Origin of the sequence: Microbacterium atlanticum (genome assembly GCF_015277815.1) — a bacterium.
Taxonomy (GTDB): Bacteria; Actinomycetota; Actinomycetes; order Actinomycetales; family Microbacteriaceae; genus Microbacterium; species Microbacterium atlanticum.
Map to the genome: position 1 here is coordinate 934632 of NZ_CP063813.1, position 25036 is coordinate 959667.

The following is a 25036-nucleotide window of genomic DNA, read 5'->3' on the forward strand; positions in this document are numbered from 1 at the left end:
GCCCCGCGGTGAGCGCTACTCGTCCGCCGGCTCGACCGGCTCGAGCACGAGGAACAGCGCGCCGTAGGCGGGGAGCGAGACCGAGAAGCTCTGCAGGTCGTCGATCCTGCCCACCGACTCGCCGGACGCGGCATCCCTCACCTCGCTGCCGGGCACGAGCTGCTCCGACCGGACGGTGCCCTCCGTGGGCTCGGACGAGAAGTTCAGCACCGTCACCTGCATCGGCGCCTCGGCGTGCGGGTCGCCGTCGTCGAGGCGGTGCACGAGCACGAGCATCCCGGCGTGGGCGACCTCCGGGATGTCGACCTGCGACGCCGTGGCGATGCCGTGCTCGCGGCGCAGCGCGATGATGTCGGCGAGGCGCGACGCGAAGGACCCGGCGTCGGCCAGCTGCGCCGGCAGCGCGCCGTACAGAGAACGGCCGCGCGGCATGCCCGCCGCCGAGCGGGTCGCGGCGGTGTCGACGTCCAGCAGGTCGTGCGCGCCGCGCTCGATCCAGCGGGTGTCGCCGGCCGCGACGAGGTCTGCGACCTCGCCGGCCGGCACCGTGAGCATGCCGGTCAGATCCCAGCCCGAGAGCGCGAAGACGCCGGGCTGCCACGCGTTGTACGCGCACAGCAGCAGGTGCGCGTCGCGGATCGCGGGCACGTCCTCGTCGGTGATGTCGTCGAGCCGGGCGATGCCCCGCGTCGCCGCGATCAGCGACGTCGTGGTGCAGGCGATGCCGTTCTGCGTGAAGACTCGGTTGTAGTCGGCGGTGCCGGTGAGAGCCTCGGTCAGATCGGCCCGCACCTCCTCGGCAAGCTGGCTTCCCGGGATGTCGCGTCCCCGGAAGTGGAACTCGTCGTCGCCGTGACGCGTCGCCCAGTGGACGAGCTCGTAGGTGAGCTCGTCGTGGTTCTGCATGCCGTGCACGAGCTGCACGGGCTGCACGCCCAGCCGCAGCGACGTCGTGAGGGCGAGGCGGAGGAACTCCGTCTGGCCGGTCGCCAGCGCGTGATGGTAGCCCGGACGGCCGATGAAGTCGTACGAGAGGTCGGCCCCGACCGCGCCGGTGTCGCGGATGTCCTCGATGGTGAGGTTGAGCTCCTGGAAGGTGAAGCCGCCGACCTTGCGCACCATCCCGGCGATGATGTGGTTGGCCGCGTGGGAGAGCGGATGCCCCTCCGACCAGGCGGGCAGCCCTTCGGCGCTCTTCTCCACGCCGAGGAACCCGTTGGCGTCCAGGCGCAGCGCGCTCGTGCCGAGCTCGCCGAGGGAGTGCAGCGCGTCGCCGATGACCAGGCGCATCCCGGCGAACGTCGGGTCGAGCCAGTTGATCGAGGGCTGCCCCTGCTTGAAGTAGTGGAGGTAGACCCAGCGGCGCGTGATGCCGTCGGGGCCGGTGACCGGCGCCGTCGCGCTCCAGTTCGTCTCCTTCACCCCCGGGGTGTAGAAGATGACGCGCTGCAGCGCGCCGATGATGTACCCGTGCTCGGCGAGCTCATGCTCGGTCGCGGCGTCCAGATTGACGCTGTCGACGCCGTCCGGCACGTCGGGCAGGAGCGCCCAGTCCTCCGGCGGGATCTCGATCATGTGGTAGATGCCCGGGTAGTCCTTGAAGCCCATCTCGGCGAGGCGGAAGTCGGCTCCCTTGCCGGTGTGCCCCGGCACGATGTCGTCGATGATGCTGCCGCCGAAGGTGTCGGCGACGTCGCACAGGGCGCGGAACTCGTCCTCGGTGCCGAAGGCGGGGTCGATCTGCGTGCTGATGCGGTCGAAGTGGCCGTCCACACTCGGGGTGTCGAGCCACCCGGCGATGCCGCCCGCCCGTTTGACCGGGCCGGTGTGGATGGCGGTGATGCCGATCCGCTCGAACGCCGCCCACAGCGCCTCGTCGCCGAGCGACGCCAGGAACGACTGCCCCGGCCGGGTGATCAGCGAGATCGGGTACGCCGTGAACCAGACGTCGCTGGTCGCGATGGCCCGCCGTGCGTCGGGGCGCGCGTAGGCGTGCCGCCACATGGTGGGCTGGCCCGACAGCTGTCGCGCCAGGACGTCGGCGTCCTTCAGCATCGACTGCCGCACGAGCCACTCGACGTACGACGGGTTGGTGCCGTTCGCGGTGCGCGGATCCGTCCGGATGCGCCGGACGCTGCTGCCGCGCAGGTGGTCGCGCGGGCGAAGGCGCCGCGGCCGGGCGGGGTAGCGCTGCTCGTCGTAGCTGATCTCGGGGACTTCGGCCTCGGGCTCGCCGCCCTCGAGGGCTTGCACTCCGGCCAGGTCGATGGGACCGGTGTACAGGACCTCCGGCCATTGCTCGTCGCGCGCCATGCCTCCACGGTAGAGATCGCGTCGTGCCGGCACGAGGGACTGGTGCGCACCCTTCACCAAGGGTTATAGGGGCGACTGCTGTCGTGGGGCTGGGCCATGATGGGCGGATGGATGCCTCGACGGTGCGTCACGAGCGGCTCCGGTCCCATCGCCTGAGCGCGCCGGCCGCCACGATCGCCGATGCGGCGCGGCACATGCTCGCCACGCAGAGCCAGGAGTTCTGGGGCGGCCGCTGGGCGCTCGCGGCGCGAACCCGGGGGCGCATCACGGTGCGCGACGTCGACGCCGCCTACGGCCGCGGCGAGATCGTGCGCACCTGGACCATGCGCGGGACGATCCACACCATCCCCGCCGCCGACGTCGCGTGGGTGTTCTCCCTCACCGCCGAGCGGCAGCGCCGGCAGGCCGCCGCCGTCCACCGCGCCGAGGGGATCGACGCCGACGAGGTCGACCGCGCCGAGCGCCTCGCACGCGCGGCGCTGGGCGGCGGCAACCGCCTCACCCGCAGGGAGCTGTTCGAGGTGTGGCAGCAGGGCGGCGTGTCGACGCTGCGTCAGCGCGGCTACCACCTGCTCGTCGCGCTGTCGCTGCGGACCGTGCTGTGCCAGGGGCCGGTGGTGCCGCGCGAGGGCGGGCCCACCCGCGAGCAGTACTGGGTGCTCGCCGACGAGTGGATCACGGATGCCGCCGCCCCCGTCGATCCGCTCGCGGAGTTCTTCGTCCGCTACATCGCGTCGCACGGCCCGGCCGGTCCCCGCGACTTCTCGTGGTGGAGCGGACTGCCGCTCGGGGTGTCGCGGGCGGCGGCGGAGGCGGCATCCGATCGGCTCGTCCTCGTCGCCGACGAGCCGGAGCCGCAGTACGTCGTCGCGGCGGGCGCGCCCCGGCGCAGCCCCACCGCACCCGAGGTCGTGGCGCTGCCGCCGTTCGAGGAGTACTACCTGTCGTACCTCGACCGCACGGTGCCGTGCGCGCCGGAGTTCCTGACCGCGATCGGCCCGAGCATGAACGGCATCGTCCGGCCCGTCCTCGTCGCCCGCGGCGAGGTGGTGGGCGTGTGGACGCATTCGGTGGCGGTCGGCCGGCACGCCGACACGCCCGTCCCCGAGCTCTTCGCGCCCGGGTCGGCGACGGATGCCGAGATCGCTGCCGCCCTCGATCGCTACCGCGACTTCATCACCGCGTAGCCGGTCAGGCGTGGCGGTCGAGGAAGTCGTAGACCTCGTTGTCGTCGACGCCGGGGAACGTGCCGCGAGGGAGCGGCGAGAACATCTGCATGTGCACCCGCGCGCTCGGCCAGGCCTTGCCCGACCAGCGGTCGAGCACATCGGGGGCGGCCCGGCGGCAGCACGACTCGTCGGGACAGGTCGAGCTCGCGCGCTTCTGGGTCTCGCGACCGCGGAACCAGCGGGCGTCGTCGAACGGCACGCCGACGGTGATGGAGAACTCGCCCGCCGAGGTCGTGCCGGTCTGCGTCGAGCACCAGTACGTACCCGCGGGGGTGTCGGTGTACTGGTAGTGCTCGGTGGTGCGGTTCTGCTCCGAGAACGCCGCGCGGGCGGAGAACTTGCGGCATGCGATCTGCCCGTCCACCGCGCCGGTGACGTCCATCGGGAGCGGGAGGTCGTCGTTCTCGTACACGCGCGAGATCGCCCCCGACCCATCGACGCGCAGGAAGTGCAGCTTGATGCCCAGGTGATGGGTGGCGAGGTTGGTCAGCCGCATGCCGGCGGCCTCGTGCGTCACCCCGAAGGCGTCGCGGAAGTCCTCGACCGCCAGGTTGCGGTCCTTCTTGGCCTGCTGCAGGAACGCCACCGACGCCGTCTCGGGCATGAGGCAGCACGCGGCGTAGTAGTTGATCTCCAGCCGCTGCTGCAGGAAGTCGGCGTAGTCGGTGGGGCGCTCGTGGCCGAGCAGCCGGTGCGCCATCGCCTGCAGCGCCATCGAGCGCAGGCCGTGGCCGCCGGGGATCGACGCGGGGGGCAGGTAGATGCGGCCGTGCTCCAGGTCGGTCACCGACCGCGTCGAGTGCGGCAGGTCGTTGACGTAGATCAGCTCGAAGCCGAGCTTCTCGGCCATGATGCTCACCGTGCGGTGGGTCAGCGCGCCGGTGGTGTGCCCGGCGGCCTTCAGCTGCTTCTCGGCGAGCTTCTCGATGTCGGGGAGGTAGTTGTCGCGCTCGCGCATCTTCAGCCGCAGCTCGGTGTTCGCCCGCCGCGCCTCCTCGGGGGTCGCGATCGCCTCCTTCTCGCGGCGCTGCAGCTCGCGGTGCAGTCCCAGGATCGACTCGATCGTGTCGTCGCTCATGCCCTTGGTGACCTTGACGGGGGCGATGCCGAGCTGGCGGAAGACCGAGCTCGACTGCGCCCGCTCGAGCTCGATCTCCAGCGCGGCGCGCCGGTTGGGCGGCTCGGCCGACAGCAGGTCGGCGACCTCCACGCCGGTCGACGACGCGATCGCCTGCAGCAGCGAGAGCTTGGGCTCGCGCTTGCCGTTCTCGATGAGGCTGAGCTGGCTGCCGGCGACGCCGACCAGGGCGCCCAGCTCGTCCAGCGTGTAGCCGTGCGCCAGACGCTGGTGACGGATGCGGTGACCCAGGGTCGACAGTTCCAGTGCGGTGGCGGGCATTCTTTGATGCTAGCGAAAGAATCAAGACTCTTGACGTCGTGTTTCGTCGCAAGACACCCTAGGAGGCGACCAAAGTAGAGGAAGAGCGCGAATATGCATCGTCTACCCGACGGTCGAATCAACGAGGAGCGACACTATGGCCCTTGCCGACATCTTCACCCGGACCGAAGGCTCCGCCCCCGCCCGTCCCGCGGCCACGCGGACGTATGGCGAGGTGCCCACCATTCAGGGTGAGGGCATGCCCGCTCTGCTGGCATGGGTCGACGAGATCGCGGCGCTGACCAAGCCCGCGCGCATCCACTGGGTCGACGGGTCGCGGGCGGAGAACGAGGCGCTGCTGCGCGAGCAGGTCGACGAGGGCAAGCTCATCAAGCTCAACCCCGAGTGGCGTCCCGGGTCGTACCTCGCCCGCTCGCACCCGAGCGATGTCGCCCGCACCGAGGGGCGCACCTTCATCGCCTCCGAGCGCGAGGAGGACGCGGGTCCGACCAACAACTGGGTCGCGCCCGACGAGATCCGGGCCACCATCACCCCGCTGTTCGACGGCTCGATGGCGGGGCGCACGATGTACGTGGTGCCGTTCTCGATGGGCGCGGTCGGCGGCCCGCTGTCGCACATCGGCGTGCAGGTGACCGACAGCGCCTACGCCGTCACGTCGATCGGCATCATGACCCGCGTGGGCACCGAGGTGCTGCGCGAGATCGCGGGCGGCGCGCCCTGGGTCAAGACCGTGCACACGGTCGGCGCCCCGCTCCAGCCGGGGCAGCAGGACGTCGCGTGGCCGTGCAACGACGAGAAGTACATCGTCCACTTCCCCGACACCCTCGAGGTCTGGTCGTTCGGCTCCGGCTACGGCGGCAACGCCATCCTCGCCAAGAAGTGCTTCGCGCTGCGGATCGCCTCGGTCATCGGCCGCGACGAGGGGTGGCTCGCCGAGCACATGCTCCTCATCCGCGTGATCGACCCCGCCGGCCGCGCCTACCACCTGGCCGCCGCGTTCCCGTCGGCGTGCGGCAAGACGAACCTCGCGATGCTCCGTCCGACGATCCCGGGCTGGCGCGTGGAGACCCTCGGCGACGACATCGCGTGGCTGCGCCCCGGTGAGGACGGGCGCTTGTGGGCCATCAACCCCGAGGCCGGGTTCTTCGGCGTCGCGCCGGGCACCGGCGAGTCCACCAACGTCACCGCGGTCGAGACGCTGTGGGGCAACACGATCTTCACCAACGTCGCGCTGCGCCCCGACGGCGACGTGTGGTGGGAGGGCCTCACCGACACCCCGCCGGCGGAGCTCACCGACTGGGAGGGCAACCCGTGGACGCCGGCATCCGGTCGTCCCGCCGCGCACCCGAACTCGCGCTTCACCGTCGCCGCCGCGCAGTGCCCGCAGATCGCGGACGATTGGGACGCCCCGCAGGGCGTGCCCCTGGACGCGATCCTCTTCGGCGGCCGCCGCGCCACCAATGTGCCGCTGGTCGTGGAGGCCACCGACTGGACGCACGGGGTCTTCATGGGCTCGAACGTGTCGAGCGAGCGCACCGCCGCCGCCGAGGGGACGGTCGGCGAGCTGCGCCGCGATCCGTTCGCGATGCTGCCGTTCTGCGGCTACAACATGGCCGACTACTTCGGCCACTGGCTGAAGGTCGGCCAGAAGCTGCGCTTCGACCGTGCGCCGCGCATCTTCCAGGTGAACTGGTTCCGCAAGGGGTCGGACGGCCGCTTCCTGTGGCCCGGCTTCGGCGACAACTCCCGCGTCATCGACTGGATCATCCGCCGCATCGAGGGCGAGGTGCCTGCCGTCGACAGCCCGATCGGGCGCCTGCCGCGCACCGAGGACCTCGACCTCGACGGCATCGACGTGCCGCAGGCCGACCTCGACGAGCTGTTCGCGATCGACCCGCAGCTGTGGCTGCACGAGGCCGACCTCACCGAGGAGTTCTACCGCACCTTCGAGGGCCGCGTCCCCGCCCCGCTGTGGGCCGAGCTCGCCGCCCTGCGCTACCGGCTGCAGCGCGCCTGACCCGCGCACCGGACATCGGAAGCGGATGCCTCGCCCCGCGTCTTCGCGGCGGGTCGAGGCATCCGTCGTCCCAGGTCAGACGAGCAGCTGGTGCTTCGCGAGGTCGCGGTACAGCGGCGTCGTCTGCACGAGCTCGGCGTGGGTGCCCTGCCCGACGACACGGCCCTGCTCGAGGACGACGATGTGGTCGCTGTCGACGACCGTCGAGAGGCGGTGGGCGATCACGATGAGCGTGCGACCGGCGGCCACGGCGTCGATCGCCTCGCGCATGCGCTGCTCGTTGAGGCCGTCCAGCGACGAGGTGGACTCGTCGAGCAGCAGGATCGGGGGAGCGGCCAGCAGGGCCCGAGCGATCGCGAGGCGCTGACGCTCCCCGCCCGAGAGCATCACGCCCGACTCGCCGACCGGCGCGTCGAGCCCCAGCGGGTTGCGGTCCAGCACGTCGCCGAGGTTCACCGCGCGCAGCACCGCCTCGCACTCGGCATCCGACGCCTCCGGCGACGCCAGCCGCAGGTTGTCGCCGAGCGTGCCGGCCAGGGTGGGGGCGTCCTGCTCGACGTAGCCCAGCTGCGCCCGCAGCGCGTCGCGGTCCAGGGCGCGCACATCCGTCCCGTTCAGGAGCACCGCGCCGCCGGTGGGGTCGTAGAAGCGCTCGATGAGGGCCAGCGTCGTGCTCTTGCCGGCTCCCGAGGGTCCCACCAGCGCGACGCGCGCGCCGCGGGGGACCGAGAACGACACGCCGCGCAGCACCTCGCCGTCGGGGATGCCGGATGCCGCGACATCCGTCGCTGCGTCGCCCGGCGAGCCGGCGCCGTCGCCGAGGCCGATGGTCGACGGGTCGACGTGGGCCGACTCGAGCACCGCGAGCGCCTCGGACTCGGCCTTGCGGCGCGCGGCGACGACGTTCTCGGGGTAGCGGAACCGCACGTCGCGGAACTCGACTGCGGGCGCCTGCCCGGATTCGATGGGCGCATCCTGCGGGTTCGCAGGCTCCGAGACGGCAGATCGCGTCATGCGGACGTCGAGACCGGCGGCGATCGTGGCATCGTCCTGCGACTCCGTGGGCAGGTCCAGCACCTCCTGGATGCGCCCCAGCGCCCCGAGCGCCTGGTTGACCGACGTGATCGCGCCGAAGAACGAGCCCAGCGGGGCGATCAGCATGAACAGGAACATGATGAAGGTCACCAGGCTCGCGATCGACAGCGCGCCGGTGGCCACCCGGAAGCCGCCCAGGCCGATGACGACGAGCAGCGAGACCTGCAGCGCGATCCCTGCGATCGGCACCACGAGCGCCGACACCTTGGCGATGCGCACGCCGACCCGGTACGCGTCCGTCGCCTGCGACGTGACCGCCTCGACCTCGCGGGAGGTGGCGCCGGCGGCGCGCACCGTGCGGATCGACCCGACCGCCCGCTCGACGCCGGAGGCGAGCTCGCCGACCTTCTCCTGCTGCTCGGTCGACGCGGTGCGGATGCGGCCGCTCAGCATCGTCACGCCGACGACCGACACGCCGATGACCAGCACGATGATGCCGAGCAGCAGCGGGTCGATGACCGCCATGGCGACCAGCGCGCCGACGAAGAGCAGCGCGTTGCCGACCGAGTCGGCGAGCCCCTGCGTCAGCGCCGCGTAGAGGAGCGTCGTGTCGCTGCCCACGCGGGAGACGAGATCGCCGGTGCGGCGGGCGTCGAACTCGCTGATCGGCAGGCGCAGGATGCGGGCGATCAGCCGGCGCCGGCTGGAGTAGACCACCGCGGTGCCGGTGCGCTGCAGCAGGTAGTGCTGCCAGCCCGAGACGAGCGACGAGAGCACGACGAAGCCCACGAGCGCCCACAGCAGCAGGCCGAGGTCGAGGTTGTTCTGCACGCGCTCGATCACCTGTCCGACCAGCAGCGGCTGCACCAGCATCGTGAGGGCGCTGAACACGCTCAGCACCGCCACGACCACGAGCGTGCCCCGGTGCTCGAAGAGGAACGGCAGCAGCTGCCGGAACGTCGCGCGCGGTCCCTCCTGCGCCTTGCCGCGTCGCGTGCGTCCGTCTCGGGCGCGACGGGGGACGGATGCCTCGGCCGGCGGGGCGGCGGAGGCTCGATCGAGTTCGGCGGAGGGCATGGGTCTACCTCGTTCGTGAAGGGGCTTACCTTCGACCGTACTTCTTGTGGACGGCCTGACGACTCACGCCCAGGGCGCCGGCGATCGCCTGCCACGAGAAGCCGAGGTTGCGCGCCTTGCGCACCTGCACCTCCTCGGCCCGGGCGAGCTCGCGGCGCACCTCGGCCAGGCGGTGGAGCTCGGCGAGCGGCTCGCGCTCGCCGGCCGCCCCGATCAGGGTGCGGATCTCGTCGCCGCCCATCGGTCGCCTTTCGGAGTCGGGGTGCCGCACGGCGCGGCATCCGTCGTCAACCGTAGTTGACAAGCGGCGGCGTGTCAACTGATATTGACGTGACGGGTCCCGGTGTCGGGGCATGGCGTTAGGGTTGTCCGGTGTCCGCCCCCGTGATCACCGCCGCGAACCTCGTCAAGGCCTACAAGGTCAAGGGCAAGCCCGACTTCCTGGCCGTCGACGGGCTCTCGTTCGAGGTCGCGCCGGGCGAGTCGTTCGGCCTGCTCGGGCCCAACGGCGCGGGCAAGTCCACGACGATGAAGATGATCGGCGCGGTGTCGACGCGCACGGCCGGCGAGCTCGAGATCCTCGGGCTCGACCCCGACCGCTACGGGCCCGAGATCCGCTCGCGTCTGGGCGTCGTGCCGCAGCAGGACAACCTCGACGGCGAGCTCAACGCCCGCGAGAACCTCTACATCTACGGCCGCTACTTCGGGCTGCCCGGCAAGGTGTGCGGCGAGAAGGCCGACGAGCTGCTCGCGTTCGCGGCCCTCGAAGACAAGGCCAAGGCGAAGGTCGACCAGCTCTCGGGCGGCATGAAGCGCCGGCTCACCATCGCGCGCGGCCTCATCAACGACCCCCGCATCCTGCTGCTCGACGAGCCGACCACGGGCCTGGACCCGCAGGCGCGGCACGTGCTGTGGGACCGCCTCTTCCGACTGAAGGAGCGCGGCACGACGCTCGTGCTCACGACGCACTACATGGACGAGGCCGAGCAGCTGTGCGACCGCCTCATCGTCGTCGACAAGGGGCGGATCATGGCCGAGGGGACGCCGGCATCCCTCATCCGCGACCACTCGAGCCGTGAGGTGCTCGAGGTGCGCTTCGGCTCCGACCGCAACGAGCAGGTCGCGCCGCAGCTCGAGGGCATCGGCGACCGGGTCGAGGTGCTGCCCGACCGCATCCTCGTCTACGCGCACAACGGCGAGGAGGCCCTCGAAGCCGTCACGCACCGGGGCCTCCACCCCCTCACGAGCCTGGTGCGTCGCTCGAGCCTGGAAGACGTGTTCCTGCGCCTGACCGGAAGGTCGCTGATCGAATGACCGCGCCACCCGACGACTCGGGCGCGACCGCGACGACGGCGCAGCCGTCGCTGGACGAGCTGCGCGCCGAGGCGCTGCAGTGGGGCCGCCGGCCCCGGGCGCTGGGCACCTGGTACGTCACCGAGCACATGGTGCGCGCGATGCGCGCCTACGGGTGGACGATCATCGTCGGAGCCCTCGGCCAGCCGATCCTCTACCTCCTGGGCTTGGCGGTCGGCCTCGCGGCGCTCATCGACGCGCCGATCACCGAGAACGGCGTCGAGGTGTCGTACCTCGTCTTCGTCGCACCGGCGCTGCTCATGACGGCGGCGATCTCGGTCGCGTCGGAGGAGTTCTCGTACCCGGTGATGGCGGGCTTCAAATGGAGGCGCTACTTCTTCGGCTTCAGCGCCTCGGCGCTGTCGCCCGGCCAGATCGCCGGCGGCGTCGTGGCCGGCGCGTCGGCGCGGATCCTCCTCGTCGTCGTCGCCTACTACGGGTTCCTCTGGGTCTTCGGCGCCGTGCCAGACCCGGCGACCGGTTGGCTCACGATCCCCATCGGGCTGCTCGCGGGCCTCGCGTTCGGCATCCCGTACATGGCCTACGCCGCGTCGATCACCGAGGACAAGGGGCAGATCGCGCTCGTGCAGCGCTTCATCTTCATGCCGATGTTCCTGTTCTCGGGCACGTTCTACCCGCTGGCCACGCTCCCGCTGTGGCTGCAGTGGGTCGGGTGGGTCTCGCCGCTGTGGCACGCCACCGAGCTCGGCCGCATGGTCACGTACGGCAAGCCGGCCGAGCCGATCATGATCGTCGTGCACATCGGCTACCTGCTCGTGCTGTCGGTCGGCGGGTACCTCGTCGGCCGTCGCCTGTTCGGCAGGAGGCTGGCCGAATGACCACCGTCCGGGGCTCTTCGGCGCCCGAGGAGGCGACGGCGCAGGTCCGCCGCGGCGGCGTGCGCGCCCTCTGGGCCGGAAACCCGCAGTCGGTCGTGCAGCGCGGACTCCTCGCCGCGCGCTCCTCGAGCTGGGCTGTCGTGCTGTCGGGATTCTTCGAGCCGGTGTTCTACCTGGCCTCGATGGGCATCGGCCTCGGTGCGCTCATCGGCGACGTCGAGACCTCCAGCGGGGTCGAGGTGCCGTACGCCGCCTTCATCGCCCCCGCGCTGCTCGCGGTGTCGGCGATGAACGGCGCGATCTACGACTCGACGTGGAACGTCTTCTTCAAGCTCAACTACGGCAAGCTCTACGAGGGCATGCTGGCGACCTCGATGGGCCCGCTCGACGTCGCGCTCGGCGAGATCCTCTACGCGCTGCTGCGCGGGCTGCTCTACGCCACCGGGTTCATGGTCATCATGCAGCTGCTCGGACTGAACCTGGCGTGGACCGCCGTGTTCGCCCTGCCCGCGGTGCTCCTCATCGCGTTCGGCTTCGCCAGCCTCGGCATGGCGGTCACGAGCTACATGAAGACCTTCCAGCAGATGGACTGGATCAACTTCGTGCTGCTGCCGATGTTCCTCTTCTCGGCGACGCTGTACCCGATCACGATCTACTCCGAGTGGATCCAGACCATCATCATGGCGTTCCCGCTGTGGCACGGCGTCGAGCTGATCCGCGGCCTCACCACCGGCATCCTCACCCCGGCGATGTGGTGGCATGTCCTCTATTTCGCCGTCATGATCGCCGTCGGCCTGGTCTTCACCACGAAGCGGCTGCGCGCGCTGTTCCTCGATTGAGCCGCGTGCCCTCCGTGCGGCCATGCCGCTGCGTCGAAACCACCCCTTCTCGCCGACTCCATGCGTCTCGGACGGGCCGGACCGGGTGGTCTCGGCGAGAAGGGGTGGTTCGGGTGCGGATGCGGGAGGTCAGAGCGAGCCGGTGGCTCCCACGCCCAGGTCGGCGTCGTAGTCCACGTCCTTCGTCTCGGGCGAGAGCAGCAGTGCGATGAAGGTCAGCACCGCCATCGCCGAGAGGTAGAGCCCGACCAGCCACGGGCTGCCGTCGGCGGCCGCCCACAGGGCGACGGCGACGATCGGCGCGAGCGCCGCGCCGAGGATCGACGACACGTTGTACGAGATCGCCGAGCCGGAGTAGCGGACGTTGGTCGGGAACAGCTCGGGAAGCACCGCGCCCATCGGGCCGAAGGTCGACCCCATCAGCATGAACCCGAAGATGAGGAACGCCTGCGTCAGGGCACCGGTGAACTTCGGATCGAGCTGCGGCGACAGGAAGAGGTTGAACGTCAGCCCGAATACGATGATGAGCCCGGTGACCCACAGCAGCAGGCGGCGGCGGCCGATGGCATCGGCGATCGGGCCCGAGAGCAGCGTGAAGATGCCGAAGAACACCACGCCGAGGATCTGCATCAGCACGAAGTCGGTGTAGGCGAAGCCGAGGCCGGGGTAGAACTGCGCGGCGAACGCCGTCGGGTCGAACGCCGTGCCCGCCGCTTCGGCGGCCCGCTGCGCCGCCGCCGACGCGGTCTCGAGGTCGGCGGCCTTCGTGCCGTACGACAGCGTGAAGTTCGTCATCAGGTAGAACAGCACGTAGGTCGCCAGCATGATGAAGATGCCGAGGATCAGGTGCCACCAGTGGTGGCGCAGCACCGTGCCGAGCGGGAACCTGCGGATCGCGCCCTTCTCCTCGGCCTTCACGAACGTCACGGACTCGACCAGTCGCAGCCGCACCCACAGGCCGATGATGACCATCACCGCCGAGAACAGGAACGGCACGCGCCAGCCCCACGCGAGGAAGTCCGCCGAGCGCTGACCCGCGCCCTCGGGGTGGGGGAGCAGGTAGTTGATCGCGAGGAACACCGAGTTCGCGATGATGAACCCGAGCGGTGCACCCAGCTGCGGGAACGTGCCGTACCAGGCGCGCTTGCCCTTCGGCGCGTTCTCGGTGGCCACGAGGGCGGCGCCCGACCACTCGCCGCCGAGTGCGAAGCCCTGGAAGAGCCGCAGGACGAGCAGCAGCACGGCCGCCCACACACCGATCTCGTTGAAGGTGGGGAGGCATCCGATCAGGAAGGTCGCGATGCCCATCGTGAGCAGCGACGCGACGAGGGTCGCCTTGCGCCCGAAGCGGTCGCCGAAGTGGCCGAAGACGATCGCGCCCAGCGGACGCGCGATCATCGCGGCGCCGAAGACGCTGAACGACAGCAGGAGCGAGGTCGTGTCGTTGCCGGTGGGGAAGAAGAGGATGGGGAAGACCAGGACGGCGGCGGTCGCGTAGACGTAGAAGTCGTAGAACTCGATCGTGGTGCCGACGAGGCTCGCGGTGATGACGCGAGAGCGGGGATTGGCGGGAGCCGCGGCGGTGGCGGCGTCGGAGCGGGAAGTCATTGTCACCTGGGGAGTGCGAAGCGGAGCATCCGGGTGGGATGCGGTGGTGGGCGACCGCACGGCGCAGGGTCATGCGTCAGGCGGCACTGCACGGGGATCACCGTGAGTCCGGGTGTGGTCGCCCGGGCACGAGGACCAAGCCTACTCCCGCAGCGCGGCTCGGGTCCGGGAACGGGAAAGCGGATGCCGCGACCTGTGCCGCGGCATCCGCTCGAGAGTCCCGGGTCAGCGCCAGAGCACCGCGATCGCGGCGTTGGCGAAGGTGAGGATGCCGATGCCCCAGAAGATCGCCGGCGGGACCGAGCCGGACTTCCGCTGGCGCGCGGCTCCGACGCCCAGCAGCGCGCCGATGATCAGCAGGATGACGAGCTTCGTCCCGATCTTGGCGTAGTTGAGATCGCCCTCGATGCCCCACGGCGCGGCGAGGATGAGGCCGGCGACACCCGCGATCGCGAGGCCCCAGTGCATGAGACGGGTGATGTGGTGCCGCCCGTTCACCAGTTCGACGACCCAGGCGCCGAAGAGGATCGCGAAGCCGACGAGGTGGACGAGCACGACGACATGACGGAGGATTTCCATGCCATCAGCCTATCTGAAGGTTGCTCATCTCACTGTCGAAGCGCGCGCAGCACGAGGGCGGTGCGCAGTGCGGCGTCGGCTGCTTCGAAGCCCTTGTCCTCCTTCGACCCCTCCAGCCCCGCGCGGTCGATGCCCTGCGCCTCGTCGTCGAGCGTGAGCACGCCGAAGCCCACGGGCTTGCCGGTGTCCAGCGCCACCCGCGTGAGGCCGTCGGTCGCCGCGTTCGAGACGAAGTCGAAGTGCGGTGTGCCGCCCCGGATGATGACGCCCAGCGCGACGGCTGCGTCGGCGCCGGCATCCAGCGCCGCCTTCGTCACCACCGGCAGCTCGAAGGAGCCCGGCACGCGGACCAGCCGCCACGTGGCGCCCGACGCCTCGAGCGCGCGCTCGGCGCCGGCGATGAGGCCGTCGGTGATGGTGTCATGCCAGGTTCCCGCCACGACGACCACGTCCAGGCCCGCCGCGTCGATCGTGTCCGCCGTCTGCGGAGCGCCTCTGCCGCTCATCGGTCTGCTCCTTCGTGCATCTGGGCGAGGGCGTCGGCGAGGTCCGCCTCGGCGATGATGTGCCCCATGCGGTCGCGCTTGGTCTCGAGATACTGGTGGTTGTTGGGTCCGACGCCCACCAGCAGCGGCACCTGCTCGACGATGTCGAGGCCGAGGCCGCGGAGCTGGTTGACCTTGTCGGTGTTGTTGGTCAGCAGGCGCACCTTCTCGACGCCGAGGTCGGTCAGGATGCCGGCTGCCGCCGCGTAGTCGCGGGCGTCGGCGGGGAGGCCGAGCGCGAGATTGGCGTCGACGGTGTCGAGCCCCCGCTCCTGCAGCGAGTAGGCGCGCAGCTTGTTGATGAGGCCGATGCCCCGACCCTCGTGGCCGCGCATGTAGATCACCACGCCGCCGTCCTGCTCGATGGCGTCCAGGGCCGCCTCCAGCTGCGGGCCGCACTCGCACTTGAGCGAGCCGAACGCCTCGCCCGTGAGGCACTCGGAGTGCACGCGCACGAGCGGCGCGTCGGAGAGCTCGCCCGAGACGACCGCGATGTGATCGGTGCCGGTGACGCGGTCCTTGTAGGCGAGGAAGCGGAACGCCCCGTGCGAGGTGGGCACGTGCGCCTCGGCGCGCAGGCTCACGCGACGCTTGTGGGCGTTGCGGGTGGCCGGGTCGCACGGCGCGGTCTCGTCCAGGTGGGCGATGAGCTGCTCGATGGTGATCACCGGGATGTCGTGCTCGGCGCCGAGCTCCTGCAGGCCGGGCAGCCGCATCATGCTGCCGTCGTCGGCGACGACCTCGCCGATGACGCCGACGGGTGTGAGATCGGCCAGGCGCATCAGCTCGACGGCGGCCTCGGTGTGACCGGCGCGCTCACGCACGCCGCCGTCGACGGCGCGCAGCGGGAGGATGTGCCCCGGGCGGATGAGGCTCGCGGGCGTCGACTCGGGGTCGGCGAGGACGTTGAGCGTGTGCGCGCGATCGGAGGCGCTGATGCCCGTCGAGGAGCGGTCGGCCGCGTCGACGCTGACGGTGTAGGCCGTCCCGCGGGCGTCTTCGTTGACCTCCACCATCGGGGGCAGATCCAGGCGATCGGCCCAGTCGGCGGGCATCGGGGCGCACAGGAAGCCGCTCGTCCAGCGGACGGTCCAGGCCACCCACTCCGGCGTCGCGAGCTGCGCCGACAGCACCACATCGCCTTCGTTCTCGCGGTTCTCATCGTCCGCGACGATGACGGGGCGCCCGGCGCGCAGCGCGGCCAGGGCTTCGGGGATCGTGGAAAGGCTCATGAGGAGCCTCCTTCCGTGGGCGCGGACGACGCCGCGGGGACTGCGGGGGCGGCCGGAGCCGCGGAGGCGAAGGAGAGGAGGCGCTGCACGTGCCGCGCCAGGATGTCGGTCTCGAGGTTCACGCGGTCGCCGGCGACCCGGTCGCCGAGCGTCGTCGCCGCGAGCGTTTCGGGGATCAGCGACACCTCGAACCACGCCCCGGCGGCGTCGGGGGGACTGGCCGCGCTGACGGTGAGCGAGACGCCGTCCACGGCGATCGAGCCCTTGTCGACCACGAGCGGGGCGAGCGCTGACGGCAGCGAGATGCGCAGCACCTGCCACTGCGCCCCGGGACGCACCTCGAGCACGTCGCCGGTGCCGTCGATATGGCCCTGCACGATGTGCCCGCCCAGCCGGCTGTGCGCGGCCGTCGCGCGCTCGAGGTTCACGCGGCGCCCAGGGGCGGCGCCGGCGAGCGTCGACATGTCGAGGGTCTGCTTCATCACGTCGGCGGTGAACCAGTCGGCGCCCTGGCCGACGACCGTGAGGCACACGCCGCTGACCGAGATCGAGTCGCCGTGCGCGGCATCCGACACCGCCTTGGGCCCCGTGACGGTCACGCGCACGCCGTCGCCCGACGGCTCCACGGCGGCGATCTCGCCGATCTCCTCGACGATTCCGGTGAACATCACTCGTCTCCTTCCGACGACGGGCGGGCGACGATGAGCAGATCGTCGCCGAGGGGGGTGACGGATGCCACGGCCAGGCGTCGCGCCTCGGTGATCGTCGTGACGCCGACGTCGTGCAGGGCCATGCGGTCGCCACCGAGGAGCACCGGGGCGACGTACACCAGCAGCTCGTCCGCGAGTCCGTCACGCACGAACGAGGCGGCGACCGAAGGCCCCCCCTCCACGAACACGCGCTGCACTCCGCGTCGTCGCAGGTCCGCGAGCAGGCCGGCCAGTCCGCCCGATCCAGTGTCGCCGGCGTACTGGAGGAACGCGCGCGGGTGCCGCCGCAGTGCGGCGGTCTCGGGCACCGCGCGGGAGCCCACCACGACGGGCACGGGCTGGGACGACAGCAGCGATCCGTCCTCGGCGCGGGCGGTGAGGGCCGGGTCGTCGGCGAGCACCGTGCCGGTGCCGGCGACGATGGCATCCGCCCGCGCCCGGCGGGCGTGGACGTCGGCGCGCGCCACCGGCCCGGTGATCCACTGGCTCGTGCCGTCGGATGCCGCGGCCCGCCCGTCCAGGCTCTGCGCCCACTTCACGGTGACATGCGGGCGGCCGAGGCGCTGCACGGTGAGCCAGGAGTCCAGGAGCGCCGTCGCCTCGGCGGCAGACACGCCGGATTCGACATCGACGCCGGCGGCGCGCAGGCGGTCGGCGCCGCCGGAGGAGTGGTCGCCGGGGTCGCCGACGGCGTACACCACGCGGGAGACCCCGGCCGCGATGAGGGCCTCGGCGCACGGACCGGTGCGGCCGGTGTGGTTGCACGGCTCGAGGGTCACGACGGCGGTCGCGCCGTGGGCCGCGCCGGGCGTCAGCTGCGACAGTGCATCGACCTCGGCGTGCGGAGTGCCGGCGCCGCGGTGCCACCCCTCCGCGAGGACCTCGCCGTCGCGGGAGAGCAGCACCGCGCCCACCTGCGGGTTGACCCCGCGCGGCCCGCGGGCGGCGAGCTCCAGCGCGCGACGCATTGCGTCGTGTTCCGCTGCGCTTGCCATCGGGCCCTCGTTCCGTCGTCGTTCTCGACGCTCCGGGGGCACGGGAAGCCGCGGCGCGCGAAACGCCGCCCGTGCTGCCTCCCATCCGGACTAGCGACGGATTCCCGTCGCATCACCGTCGGTTCCGGAATCGCACCGGATCGGCCGTGGCGGCACCCGATCGGATGCTGATGCCTCGGCTCGCGGACTGTCACCGCCGGTTCGGATTCTCACCGACCCCGGAGCACGTTGATGCTCACGAGTCTAGTCAACGCGGCATCCGTCCATTCATTCCATGTCGGCGAATGAACCTTGCGGCCGCGCAGCCCTCGTCACTCCAGCAGCGCGCGGGCGGTGGCCTCGTCGACCACCAGGTCGGTCGCGATGCGCGCGGCCAGGGCCCCGCGCAGGCTCGCGAGCTTGGAGACCCCGGAGACGATGCACAGGCGCTGGGGGATCCGGCGCAGCAGGTCGAGGCTCGGGCCGGTCGCGCGCGCGTTGAGGGCGATGCCGTCGCTCGAGCCGTCGGCACGGTAGAACACGGTCGCGACGTCGCCCACCACGCCCGCCCGGGCGAGCTCCTCCCGCTCGCGTGCCTCGAGGTAGCCGCCGCTGTACACGTGGCTGGGCACCTGTGAGCCGGCCGACCCCGTGCTGAAGACGACGAGGTCCATCGACGTGATCATGTCGAGGATGCGGCGGGTGCTCCGCTCCCGCCACATCGCCTGCTTCGTCGCCGGGTCGTCGAAGAACGCGGGCACCGGGAACTGCTGCGCACTGCCCGCGTACGCCTCGGCGAAGCGGCTGAGGATCTCGCTGGCGTAGAGGAGCCCGGTCGTCTGGGTGTTGCCCGAGCCGTTCAGCTGGACGAACGTCGTGCCGTGCACCGCCTTGGGCACGAGATGCCGGCTCACGGCGGCGGTGGTGGAGCCCCATGCGACCCCCACGGTCATGTCGTCGTGGACGAGGTCGGCCACGACGTGGGCCGCGGCGATCGCCACGCGCTGCAGGCGCTCGACCTCGGTGGCGCCATCGGGCACGGGCACGACGTCGGCGGTGATGCCGAAGCGCTCGGACAGGCGCTCCTCGAGCCGCTGCGGAGCGGCGAACGGGGACCGGATGCGGATGTCGACGATACCGGTGGCACGCGCGTGCGTGAGCAGGCGCGACACGGTGGAGCGGGACGTGCCGAGCTCGGCCGCGATGGCGTCCATCGTGCGGTCCTGCACGTAGTACAGATGCGCAGCCGTGAGTGCTCGCTGGACTGTCCGGGCATCGCGGATCTGCTCCATCAGGCCATTCTGCACATATGTGCAATCGACCTGCAAGGACGTCCAGGGATGCCATCATGGGATCAGCGACACGACGAGAGAGGGGTCCGCGATGACGGCGGGTTCGCAGCGAGGTTTCGGAGCACTGGCAGAGCGTCCGTATGCCGACGTGCTCATCGTCGGCGGCGGCATCAACGGTCTCGCCGCCTTCCGCGACCTCGCCATGCAGGGCGTCGATGTGGCGCTCGTCGAGAAGGACGACTTCGTCAGCGGCGCCTCCGCGGCGTCGTCCCACATGATCCACGGCGGCATCCGCTACCTCGAGAACGGCGAATTCCGTCTGGTGCACGAGGCCGTCACCGAGCGCAACTCGCTGCTGAAGACCGCACCGCACTTCGTCCGTCCGCTGCAGACCACCATCCCCATCTTCTCGACCTTCTCCGGGGTGCTGTCCGCGCCGCTGCGCTTCCTGCGTCACGGCGGCGGCACCCACCGCGAGCGCGGCGCGGCGCTGATCAAGATCGGCCTGGTTATCTACGACTCGTTCTCGCGAGGCGGCGGCGCGGTGCCCCGCCACACCTTCCACGGCCGCAAGCGCTCGCTCGCCCAGCTTCCGCAGCTGAACCCCGATGTGAAGTACACCGCGACCTACTGGGACGCCTCGCTCCACGACCCCGAGCGCCTGGCGATCGATGTGCTGAGCGACGGCCGCGTCGCGGGCGGCGACCGGGCTCGCGCCGCCAACTACACCGCCGCCGTCGGCGCCGAGGAAGGCCGCATCGTGCTGCGCGACGCGCTGACCGGTGCCGAGACGCGGTTCTCGGCATCCGTCGTCATCAACGCCAGCGGACCCTGGACCGACCTCACGAACCTCGCGCTCGGGGACCCGACGCACTATATGGGGGGCACCAAGGGCTCGCACATCGTCCTCGACCACCCGGAGCTGCTCGCCGCCACCGGGGGCAGGGAGCTGTTCTTCGAGAACGAGGACGGCCGGATCGTGCTCATCTACCCGCTGAAGGGCCGCGTGCTCGTCGGCACCACCGACCTCGAGCACCACATGGGCGACCCCGTCGTGTGCACGGAGGATGAGGTCGACTACTTCATCGACCTCATCGGGCAGGTGCTCCCCGCCGTGGAGGTGAACCGCTCGCAGATCGTCTACCGGTTCTCGGGGGTACGGCCTCTTCCCGGCCACGGCGAGCTCTCACCGGGTTTCGTCTCGCGCGACTACCGCATCGAGTCCGCGCCGCTGGTGGGAGGCGACGCCACCGTCCTCAGCCTCGTGGGCGGCAAGTGGACGACGTTCCGCGCGTCGGCCGAGGATCTCGCCGACCGCGCCCTCGCGCTCCTCGCGCAGCCGCGCCGCCGCTCCACCCGCGGCGTGCCGATCGGCGGCGGCCGCGGTTTCCCTGTCACCGAGCGCGCGCGGCAGCAGTGGGTCACCTCGCACGCCGTCGACGTCCCGGCCGCGCGCGTCGCCACGCTGCTGGACCGGTACGGCACGGTCGCGGCATCCGTCGTCGAGGCCATCGCGCAGGACCCCGAGGATGCCCTGCTCGACCACGCTCCCGGCTATAGCTCCGGCGAGCTGCGTCACCTCGCGGCGACCGAGGACGTCGCGCACCTGGACGACCTGCTCCTGCGCCGCACGAGCATCGCCTTCACCGGCGGTGCGAGCCCGGAGGCCGTGGCCGAGGTGGCCGAGGCGGTCGCGCCGGTGCTCGGCTGGGATGCCGCACGTACCGCGCGCGAGGTCGCCCGTGCCCTCGAGCGGGTGCACGCCGCCGACCCGACGTGGTCGCCGGCGTCGGCACGATAGCCTGACCGCACCCGCGCCCCGAGCGCGCCGCCGCGGGCGCCGATGCCCGCCGAGGAAGGAGACGAGGTTGCCCGACCACGTGCTGTCCATCGATCAGGGGACGACCTCCACCCGTGCCATCGTGTTCGACTCCCGCGGCGCGGTCGTCGCGGTCTCGCAGCGCGAGCACGAGCAGGTCTTCCCCCGGGCCGGCTGGGTCGAGCACGATCCGGTCGAGATCTGGACGAACACGGAGTGGGTGGTGGCCTCGTGCCTCTCGCGCGCCGGCATCGGGGCGTCCGAGATCGCGGCGATCGGCGTGACGAACCAGCGCGAGACCGCGGTCGTGTGGGAGAAGCGCACCGGCCGACCCGTGCACAACGCCCTCGTGTGGCAGGACACCCGCACCCAGCCGCGCATCGACGAGATGGCGCGGGACGGCGGCGCCGACCGGTTCGCCGACACCACGGGCCTGCCGCTGGCGACCTACTTCTCGGCGTCGAAGGTCGCCTGGATCCTCGATCGCGTGCCGGGCGCGCGGGCGGCCGCCGAGGCGGGCGAGCTGCTGTTCGGCACGCCCGACACCTGGGTGGTCTGGAACCTCACCGGCGGGGCACGCGGCGGCATCCACGTCACTGACGTCACGAACGCCTCGCGCACCCTCCTGATGGACCTGCGCACCCTGGACTGGTCCGACGAGCTGCTGGAGACGTGGCGGATCCCGCGCGCGATGATGCCCGACATCCGCTCCTCGTCAGCGGTCCTCGGCGAGTCGCGACTCCCGGAAGTGCTCCACGGCGTCCCCATCGCCGGCATCCTCGGCGACCAGCAGGCGGCGACCTTCGGGCAGGCGGCGTTCGACACCGGGGAATCGAAGAACACCTACGGCACCGGCAACTTCCTCCTCGTGGGCACCGGGACCGAGATCGTCCGCTCCCGCAGCGGACTCATCACGACGGTGGGCTACCGCATCGGCGACGAGCCGGCGCGCTACGCGCTGGAGGGCTCGATCGCCGTCACCGGATCGCTCGTGCAGTGGCTGCGCGACAACCTCGGCATCATCCACCGCTCCGAGGAGGTCGAGACGCTCGCCGCCACGGTCGACGACAACGGCGGAGCGTACTTCGTGCCGGCCTTCTCCGGCCTCTTCGCCCCCTACTGGCGGCCCGACGCGCGCGGCGCGCTGGTGGGCATGACCCGCTACGTCAACAAGGGGCACATCGCGCGCGCCGCCCTCGAGGCGACGGCGTTCCAGACGCGTGATGTCATCGAGGCCGTCGTGGCCGACACCGGCCGCACCCTCGCCGAGCTGCGCGTGGACGGCGGCATGACCCGCAACGACCTGCTGATGCAGTTCCAGGCAGACATCCTCGGCATCCCCGTCGTGCGCCCCCGGGTCGTCGAGACCACCGCGCTGGGCGCCGCGTACGCCGCCGGCCTCGCGACCGGGGTCTGGCGCGACCTCGACGAACTGCGCACGCACTGGCAGGAGGACGCCCGCTTCGAGCCGCAGATGTCCGAGGACGAGCGCGAGCGGCGCTTCCGTCAGTGGCGCAAGGCCGTCTCGAAGTCCCTCGACTGGGTCGACGATGACGCCCGCGTGCTCATGGGCACGACCGACGCGCCGCCGACCGGCTGAGCCCGGGTCACTTCAGGAGCCGCGAGAGGCGGCGGTCGGCGAGGATCTTGCCACCGGTCTGGCACGTCGGGCAGTACTCGAGCGAGTTGTCGGCGAAGAACACGCTGCGCACCTCGTCGCCGCACACGGGGCAGGTTTCGCCGCGCCGGCCGTGCACCTGCATGCCGCGACGCTTGGCGTCTTTGAGCTCTGCCGGAGGCTTGCCGGATGCCTCGGCGACGGCATCCGTCAATGTCTCGGTCATCGCCTCGAACAGCCGCGTCACGTCGGCGTCGGAGAGCGAGGACGCCAGCGCGTACGGCGACATCTTGGCCGCGTGCAGGATCTCGTCGGAGTACGCGTTGCCGACGCCGGCGATGATCGTCTGGTCGCGCAGCACGCCCTTGATCTGGGTGCGCCGGCCTTCGATCAGTGACGCGAACACATCCCGGGTGAAGGCCGGGCCGAGCGGGTCGGGCCCGAGCCGCGCGATGCCGGGCACGTCGGCGGCATCCCGCGCGACGTAGACAGCCAGCGACTTCTTGGTGCCGGCCTCGGTGAGGTCGAAGCCCGCGCCGTCGCCGAACGCCACCCGGAGCGCGATCGGGGTCTTGCCGGGCCGGATGACGGTCTTCGGCAGCTCGTCGTACCACCGCAGCCATCCCGCCTTGGCGAGGTGGAACACGAGGTGGGGGCCGGTCGTGGCGAGGTCGATGAACTTGCCGTGGCGCTCCGCGCCGGTGATCTCGGCGCCCCGCAGCGCGTCGATCGGCGGGTCGTACGTCTTCAGCGCCGCGATGTTGGCGACCGTGGCCCGCTCGATGCGCACCCCGGTGAGCCGCTCGCGCAGGAAGTCGACGAGACCCTGCACCTCGGGCATCTCCGGCATGCGCTCATCCTGCCACGGGCCGGCGACAGCGGGGCCAGTCCGGCCCGTTCGGTCAGTCCTCGAGGACCGGCCACGGCTGCGGCCGGCGGTCATCGGAGGCGAGGAGTCCGGCGATCCAGCCGTCGTCGCGCCCGTGCGCGCCGGTCAGGGCGCCGCGGAGGAGCCCCTCGTAGCGGAAGCCGAGCGTGCGGGCGAGCTTCGCCGAGGCGACGTTGCCCACCACCGCGCGCCACTCGATGCGGTGAAGACCCAGGCCCTCCGGCGCGAAGCCCCAGGCGATCACCGCGTCGGCTGCCTCGCGGAGCTTCCCGCCGCCGCGCGCCCACGGCGCCATCCAGTAGCCGATCTCGGCGGCGCCCCGCCCGTCGACGCGGTAGAAGCCGATGGTGCCGACGAGGCGGCCGGTCTCGCGCATGACCCACGTCAGATGCTGCCCGGTCTCCCAGTCGCGCGGGATGCGCTCCACGAACGCCACCGCGTGCTCCCGCTCGTACGGGATCGGCACCGGCGTGTACCGCTGGATGTCGGCATCCTGACACGCCTGGTGGATGGCGTCGACGTCGTCCGCGACCGGCAGGGTCAGCTCCAGCCGCCGCGTGCGAAGGGTGACCGGCTCCACGGCGCCAGCCTAGGGCTGCGAGCCGCCGGAACACCCCTCGCGCCGTTCAGCATTCAGTCTCCACGCGCGCCGCGCCGGTCCCGTCGCCCGGGAATCCGGCGCCCCCGGGCGCCGGCGTTTTCGACGGGACTGAATGCCGAACAGGCTCCTCCCCAGGCGGAGGGAACCGGCGGGTCTGCCACAGAACGGCGGAACCCCGACCGCCGCGAGGGCGCGACTCACCATCCTCAACACATGGACGTACTGACCCGTGCGGAACTCGTCGGCCTCGGCTGGACGGGAAGGCGGATCACCCGGGCGGTGCAGAGCGGCACCATCGTTCGCGCCCGGCAGGACCGCTACCTCACCTCGGACGCACCGCCCGATCTCATCCGGGCGGCCAGGGTGGGCGGACTGCTGACCTGCGTGTCGCTGCTGCAGATGCTCGGGGTGTTCGTCTTCGGAAGACCGCCGCTTCATGTCCACATGCGCCGGGGCTCGAGCCGCATGCGCTCGCCAGACGACAGGGAGGCGCCGCTGCCGGGGAGGCGGCACCGCGGCGTCGTCCTGCATTGGCAGCCGCTCGTGGGCGAGGCGGGCGTCGGGTGCGCCGATGTGCTGGACGCCCTCATCCAGTCCGTGCGATGTCAGCCGGCCCGCTATGCCATCGCGTCCATCGACAGCGCCCTCAACAAGGGACTGATCCGCGCGGACCAGTTGGAGGACCTCTTCGCCGCGCTTCCGGCCCGCTACGGGATCCTCCGGTCGTTCGTGGACGGCCGCGCCCAGTCCGGACCGGAGACGCTCGTACGGCTCATGGTGCTGGCACTCGGGCACGCCGTCGAGCTCCAGGTCCGGTTCGACGGTGTCGGGTTCGTCGACCTCCTGGTCGACGGCTGGCTCGTCGTCGAGTGCGACAGCAAGGCGCACCACGGTTCATGGCGCCAGCAGCTCAAGGACTACCGGCGAGACCTCACCCTCGCACAGGCCGGTCATCCGGTGCTGCGCCTGACCGCCCAGGACATCCTCTACCGGCCGGAGGCCGTACAGGCGGCCCTCCGGGGCCTCCTTCACCGCGTGTGACCCCGGCCTGCCCTCCCGCTGCGCCAG

The 25036-nt window shown here is 71.4% G+C and carries 21 protein-coding genes and 1 riboswitch; of the genes, 8 read left to right on the top strand and 13 right to left on the bottom strand.

The window, feature by feature from the left end:
- Window positions 1-15: 15 nt before the first annotated feature.
- The gene (gene treS, locus IR212_RS04100; protein WP_194397716.1) at window positions 16-2313 is read right to left on the bottom strand and encodes a maltose alpha-D-glucosyltransferase; all 2298 of its coding nucleotides are present in this window, start codon (window positions 2311-2313) and stop codon (window positions 16-18) included.
- A gap of 107 nt (window positions 2314-2420) precedes the next feature.
- Here treS and IR212_RS04105 point away from each other — a divergent pair, with 107 nt between their 5' ends.
- Window positions 2421-3500: a winged helix DNA-binding domain-containing protein gene (locus tag IR212_RS04105; RefSeq protein ID WP_194397717.1), complete on the top strand. Its 1080-nt coding sequence runs from the start codon at window positions 2421-2423 to the stop codon at window positions 3498-3500.
- Window positions 3501-3504: 4 nt separating this feature from the next.
- On the opposite strand, the gene IR212_RS04110 is transcribed toward IR212_RS04105, so the two are convergent.
- A complete protein-coding gene (locus IR212_RS04110; RefSeq protein WP_194397718.1) occupies window positions 3505-4941 on the bottom strand; it encodes an XRE family transcriptional regulator in 1437 nt (478 codons plus the stop codon).
- Between the two features lie 136 nt (window positions 4942-5077).
- Here IR212_RS04110 and IR212_RS04115 point away from each other — a divergent pair, with 136 nt between their 5' ends.
- A complete protein-coding gene (locus IR212_RS04115; protein WP_194397719.1) occupies window positions 5078-6958 on the top strand; it encodes a phosphoenolpyruvate carboxykinase (GTP) in 1881 nt (626 codons plus the stop codon).
- Between the two features lie 75 nt (window positions 6959-7033).
- On the opposite strand, the gene IR212_RS04120 is transcribed toward IR212_RS04115, so the two are convergent.
- Together IR212_RS04120 and IR212_RS04125 are read right to left on the bottom strand one after the other, a co-directional pair.
- Entirely contained in the window at window positions 7034-9070 is a 2037-nt protein-coding gene (locus IR212_RS04120; protein ID WP_194397720.1) for an ABC transporter ATP-binding protein, read from the bottom strand.
- Between the two features lie 25 nt (window positions 9071-9095).
- Window positions 9096-9311 carry an AsnC family protein gene (locus tag IR212_RS04125; RefSeq protein WP_194397721.1) on the bottom strand — a complete coding sequence of 72 codons (216 nt, stop codon included), beginning with the start codon at window positions 9309-9311 and terminating at the stop codon, window positions 9096-9098.
- A gap of 131 nt (window positions 9312-9442) precedes the next feature.
- Between IR212_RS04125 and IR212_RS04130 the strand changes: the two genes are divergently transcribed.
- The 3 genes from IR212_RS04130 to IR212_RS04140 are packed head-to-tail and all read left to right on the top strand — an operon-like array spanning window position 9443 to window position 12101.
- The gene (locus IR212_RS04130) at window positions 9443-10384 is read left to right on the top strand and encodes an ABC transporter ATP-binding protein (protein WP_194397722.1); all 942 of its coding nucleotides are present in this window, start codon (window positions 9443-9445) and stop codon (window positions 10382-10384) included.
- On the top strand, window positions 10381-11262 hold the full coding sequence (locus IR212_RS04135; RefSeq protein WP_194397723.1) for an ABC transporter permease: 882 nt from the start codon (window positions 10381-10383) through the stop codon (window positions 11260-11262). The genes IR212_RS04130 and IR212_RS04135 overlap by 4 nt, the downstream gene beginning before the upstream one ends.
- The gene (locus IR212_RS04140; protein WP_194397724.1) at window positions 11259-12101 is read left to right on the top strand and encodes an ABC transporter permease; all 843 of its coding nucleotides are present in this window, start codon (window positions 11259-11261) and stop codon (window positions 12099-12101) included. Before IR212_RS04135 ends, IR212_RS04140 begins: the two co-directional genes overlap by 4 nt.
- 129 nt (window positions 12102-12230) lie before the next feature.
- On the opposite strand, the gene IR212_RS04145 is transcribed toward IR212_RS04140, so the two are convergent.
- The 7 genes from IR212_RS04145 to IR212_RS04175 form a co-directional block, all read right to left on the bottom strand.
- The gene (locus IR212_RS04145; RefSeq protein ID WP_194397725.1) at window positions 12231-13709 is read right to left on the bottom strand and encodes an MFS transporter; all 1479 of its coding nucleotides are present in this window, start codon (window positions 13707-13709) and stop codon (window positions 12231-12233) included.
- 225 nt (window positions 13710-13934) lie between these two features.
- Window positions 13935-14288 carry a Fe-S protein gene (locus IR212_RS04150; protein ID WP_194397726.1) on the bottom strand — a complete coding sequence of 118 codons (354 nt, stop codon included), beginning with the start codon at window positions 14286-14288 and terminating at the stop codon, window positions 13935-13937.
- Window positions 14289-14317: 29 nt separating this feature from the next.
- Window positions 14318-14794, bottom strand: coding sequence for a 6,7-dimethyl-8-ribityllumazine synthase (gene ribH / locus IR212_RS04155; protein ID WP_194397727.1), 477 nt, complete (start codon window positions 14792-14794; stop codon window positions 14318-14320).
- A complete protein-coding gene (ribA, locus tag IR212_RS04160) occupies window positions 14791-16065 on the bottom strand; it encodes a GTP cyclohydrolase II (RefSeq protein WP_194397728.1) in 1275 nt (424 codons plus the stop codon). Before ribA ends, ribH begins: the two co-directional genes overlap by 4 nt.
- Window positions 16062-16733, bottom strand: a complete 672-nt coding sequence (locus IR212_RS04165) for a riboflavin synthase (protein WP_194397729.1) — start codon at window positions 16731-16733, stop codon at window positions 16062-16064. The genes ribA and IR212_RS04165 overlap by 4 nt, the downstream gene beginning before the upstream one ends.
- Window positions 16733-17770 carry a bifunctional diaminohydroxyphosphoribosylaminopyrimidine deaminase/5-amino-6-(5-phosphoribosylamino)uracil reductase RibD gene (gene ribD / locus IR212_RS04170; protein ID WP_194397730.1) on the bottom strand — a complete coding sequence of 346 codons (1038 nt, stop codon included), beginning with the start codon at window positions 17768-17770 and terminating at the stop codon, window positions 16733-16735. Before ribD ends, IR212_RS04165 begins: the two co-directional genes overlap by 1 nt.
- 68 nt (window positions 17771-17838) lie before the next feature.
- Window positions 17839-18000: riboswitch (FMN riboswitch) on the bottom strand.
- Between the two features lie 81 nt (window positions 18001-18081).
- Window positions 18082-19041: a sugar-binding transcriptional regulator gene (locus IR212_RS04175; protein ID WP_194397731.1), complete on the bottom strand. Its 960-nt coding sequence runs from the start codon at window positions 19039-19041 to the stop codon at window positions 18082-18084.
- A gap of 91 nt (window positions 19042-19132) precedes the next feature.
- Here IR212_RS04175 and IR212_RS04180 point away from each other — a divergent pair, with 91 nt between their 5' ends.
- Together IR212_RS04180 and glpK are read left to right on the top strand one after the other, a co-directional pair.
- On the top strand, window positions 19133-20842 hold the full coding sequence (locus IR212_RS04180; RefSeq protein ID WP_194397732.1) for a glycerol-3-phosphate dehydrogenase/oxidase: 1710 nt from the start codon (window positions 19133-19135) through the stop codon (window positions 20840-20842).
- A gap of 67 nt (window positions 20843-20909) precedes the next feature.
- Window positions 20910-22460, top strand: a complete 1551-nt coding sequence (gene glpK / locus IR212_RS04185) for a glycerol kinase GlpK (protein WP_194397733.1) — start codon at window positions 20910-20912, stop codon at window positions 22458-22460.
- A 7-nt stretch (window positions 22461-22467) separates the two neighbouring features.
- Here the strand turns inward: glpK and IR212_RS04190 are convergent, their stop codons facing one another.
- Together IR212_RS04190 and IR212_RS04195 are read right to left on the bottom strand one after the other, a co-directional pair.
- Entirely contained in the window at window positions 22468-23328 is an 861-nt protein-coding gene (locus tag IR212_RS04190; RefSeq protein ID WP_194397734.1) for an Fpg/Nei family DNA glycosylase, read from the bottom strand.
- 52 nt (window positions 23329-23380) lie between these two features.
- Window positions 23381-23947 carry a GNAT family N-acetyltransferase gene (locus IR212_RS04195; RefSeq protein ID WP_194397735.1) on the bottom strand — a complete coding sequence of 189 codons (567 nt, stop codon included), beginning with the start codon at window positions 23945-23947 and terminating at the stop codon, window positions 23381-23383.
- 234 nt (window positions 23948-24181) lie between these two features.
- On the opposite strand from IR212_RS04195, the gene IR212_RS04200 reads away from it, so the two are divergent.
- Window positions 24182-25009: an endonuclease domain-containing protein gene (locus tag IR212_RS04200; protein WP_194397736.1), complete on the top strand. Its 828-nt coding sequence runs from the start codon at window positions 24182-24184 to the stop codon at window positions 25007-25009.
- The last annotated feature ends 27 nt before the right edge of the window (window positions 25010-25036 follow it).

Bases quoted from the DNA above. Each gene is read 5' to 3' on its own strand.
- treS (WP_194397716.1), bottom strand. From the start codon at position 2,313: ATGGCGCGCGACGAGCAATGGCCGGAGGTCCTGTACACCGGTCCCATC.
- IR212_RS04105 (WP_194397717.1), top strand. From the start codon at position 2,421: ATGGATGCCTCGACGGTGCGTCACGAGCGGCTCCGGTCCCATCGCCTG.
- IR212_RS04110 (WP_194397718.1), bottom strand. From the start codon at position 4,941: ATGCCCGCCACCGCACTGGAACTGTCGACCCTGGGTCACCGCATCCGT.
- IR212_RS04115 (WP_194397719.1), top strand. From the start codon at position 5,078: ATGGCCCTTGCCGACATCTTCACCCGGACCGAAGGCTCCGCCCCCGCC.
- IR212_RS04120 (WP_194397720.1), bottom strand. From the start codon at position 9,070: ATGCCCTCCGCCGAACTCGATCGAGCCTCCGCCGCCCCGCCGGCCGAG.
- IR212_RS04125 (WP_194397721.1), bottom strand. From the start codon at position 9,311: ATGGGCGGCGACGAGATCCGCACCCTGATCGGGGCGGCCGGCGAGCGC.
- IR212_RS04135 (WP_194397723.1), top strand. From the start codon at position 10,381: ATGACCGCGCCACCCGACGACTCGGGCGCGACCGCGACGACGGCGCAG.
- IR212_RS04140 (WP_194397724.1), top strand. From the start codon at position 11,259: ATGACCACCGTCCGGGGCTCTTCGGCGCCCGAGGAGGCGACGGCGCAG.
- IR212_RS04145 (WP_194397725.1), bottom strand. From the start codon at position 13,709: ATGACTTCCCGCTCCGACGCCGCCACCGCCGCGGCTCCCGCCAATCCC.
- IR212_RS04150 (WP_194397726.1), bottom strand. From the start codon at position 14,288: ATGGAAATCCTCCGTCATGTCGTCGTGCTCGTCCACCTCGTCGGCTTC.
- ribH (WP_194397727.1), bottom strand. From the start codon at position 14,794: ATGAGCGGCAGAGGCGCTCCGCAGACGGCGGACACGATCGACGCGGCG.
- ribA (WP_194397728.1), bottom strand. From the start codon at position 16,065: ATGAGCCTTTCCACGATCCCCGAAGCCCTGGCCGCGCTGCGCGCCGGG.
- IR212_RS04165 (WP_194397729.1), bottom strand. From the start codon at position 16,733: ATGTTCACCGGAATCGTCGAGGAGATCGGCGAGATCGCCGCCGTGGAG.
- ribD (WP_194397730.1), bottom strand. From the start codon at position 17,770: ATGGCAAGCGCAGCGGAACACGACGCAATGCGTCGCGCGCTGGAGCTC.
- IR212_RS04175 (WP_194397731.1), bottom strand. From the start codon at position 19,041: ATGGAGCAGATCCGCGATGCCCGGACAGTCCAGCGAGCACTCACGGCT.
- IR212_RS04180 (WP_194397732.1), top strand. From the start codon at position 19,133: ATGACGGCGGGTTCGCAGCGAGGTTTCGGAGCACTGGCAGAGCGTCCG.
- IR212_RS04190 (WP_194397734.1), bottom strand. From the start codon at position 23,328: ATGCCGGAGATGCCCGAGGTGCAGGGTCTCGTCGACTTCCTGCGCGAG.
- IR212_RS04200 (WP_194397736.1), top strand. From the start codon at position 24,182: ATGGACGTACTGACCCGTGCGGAACTCGTCGGCCTCGGCTGGACGGGA.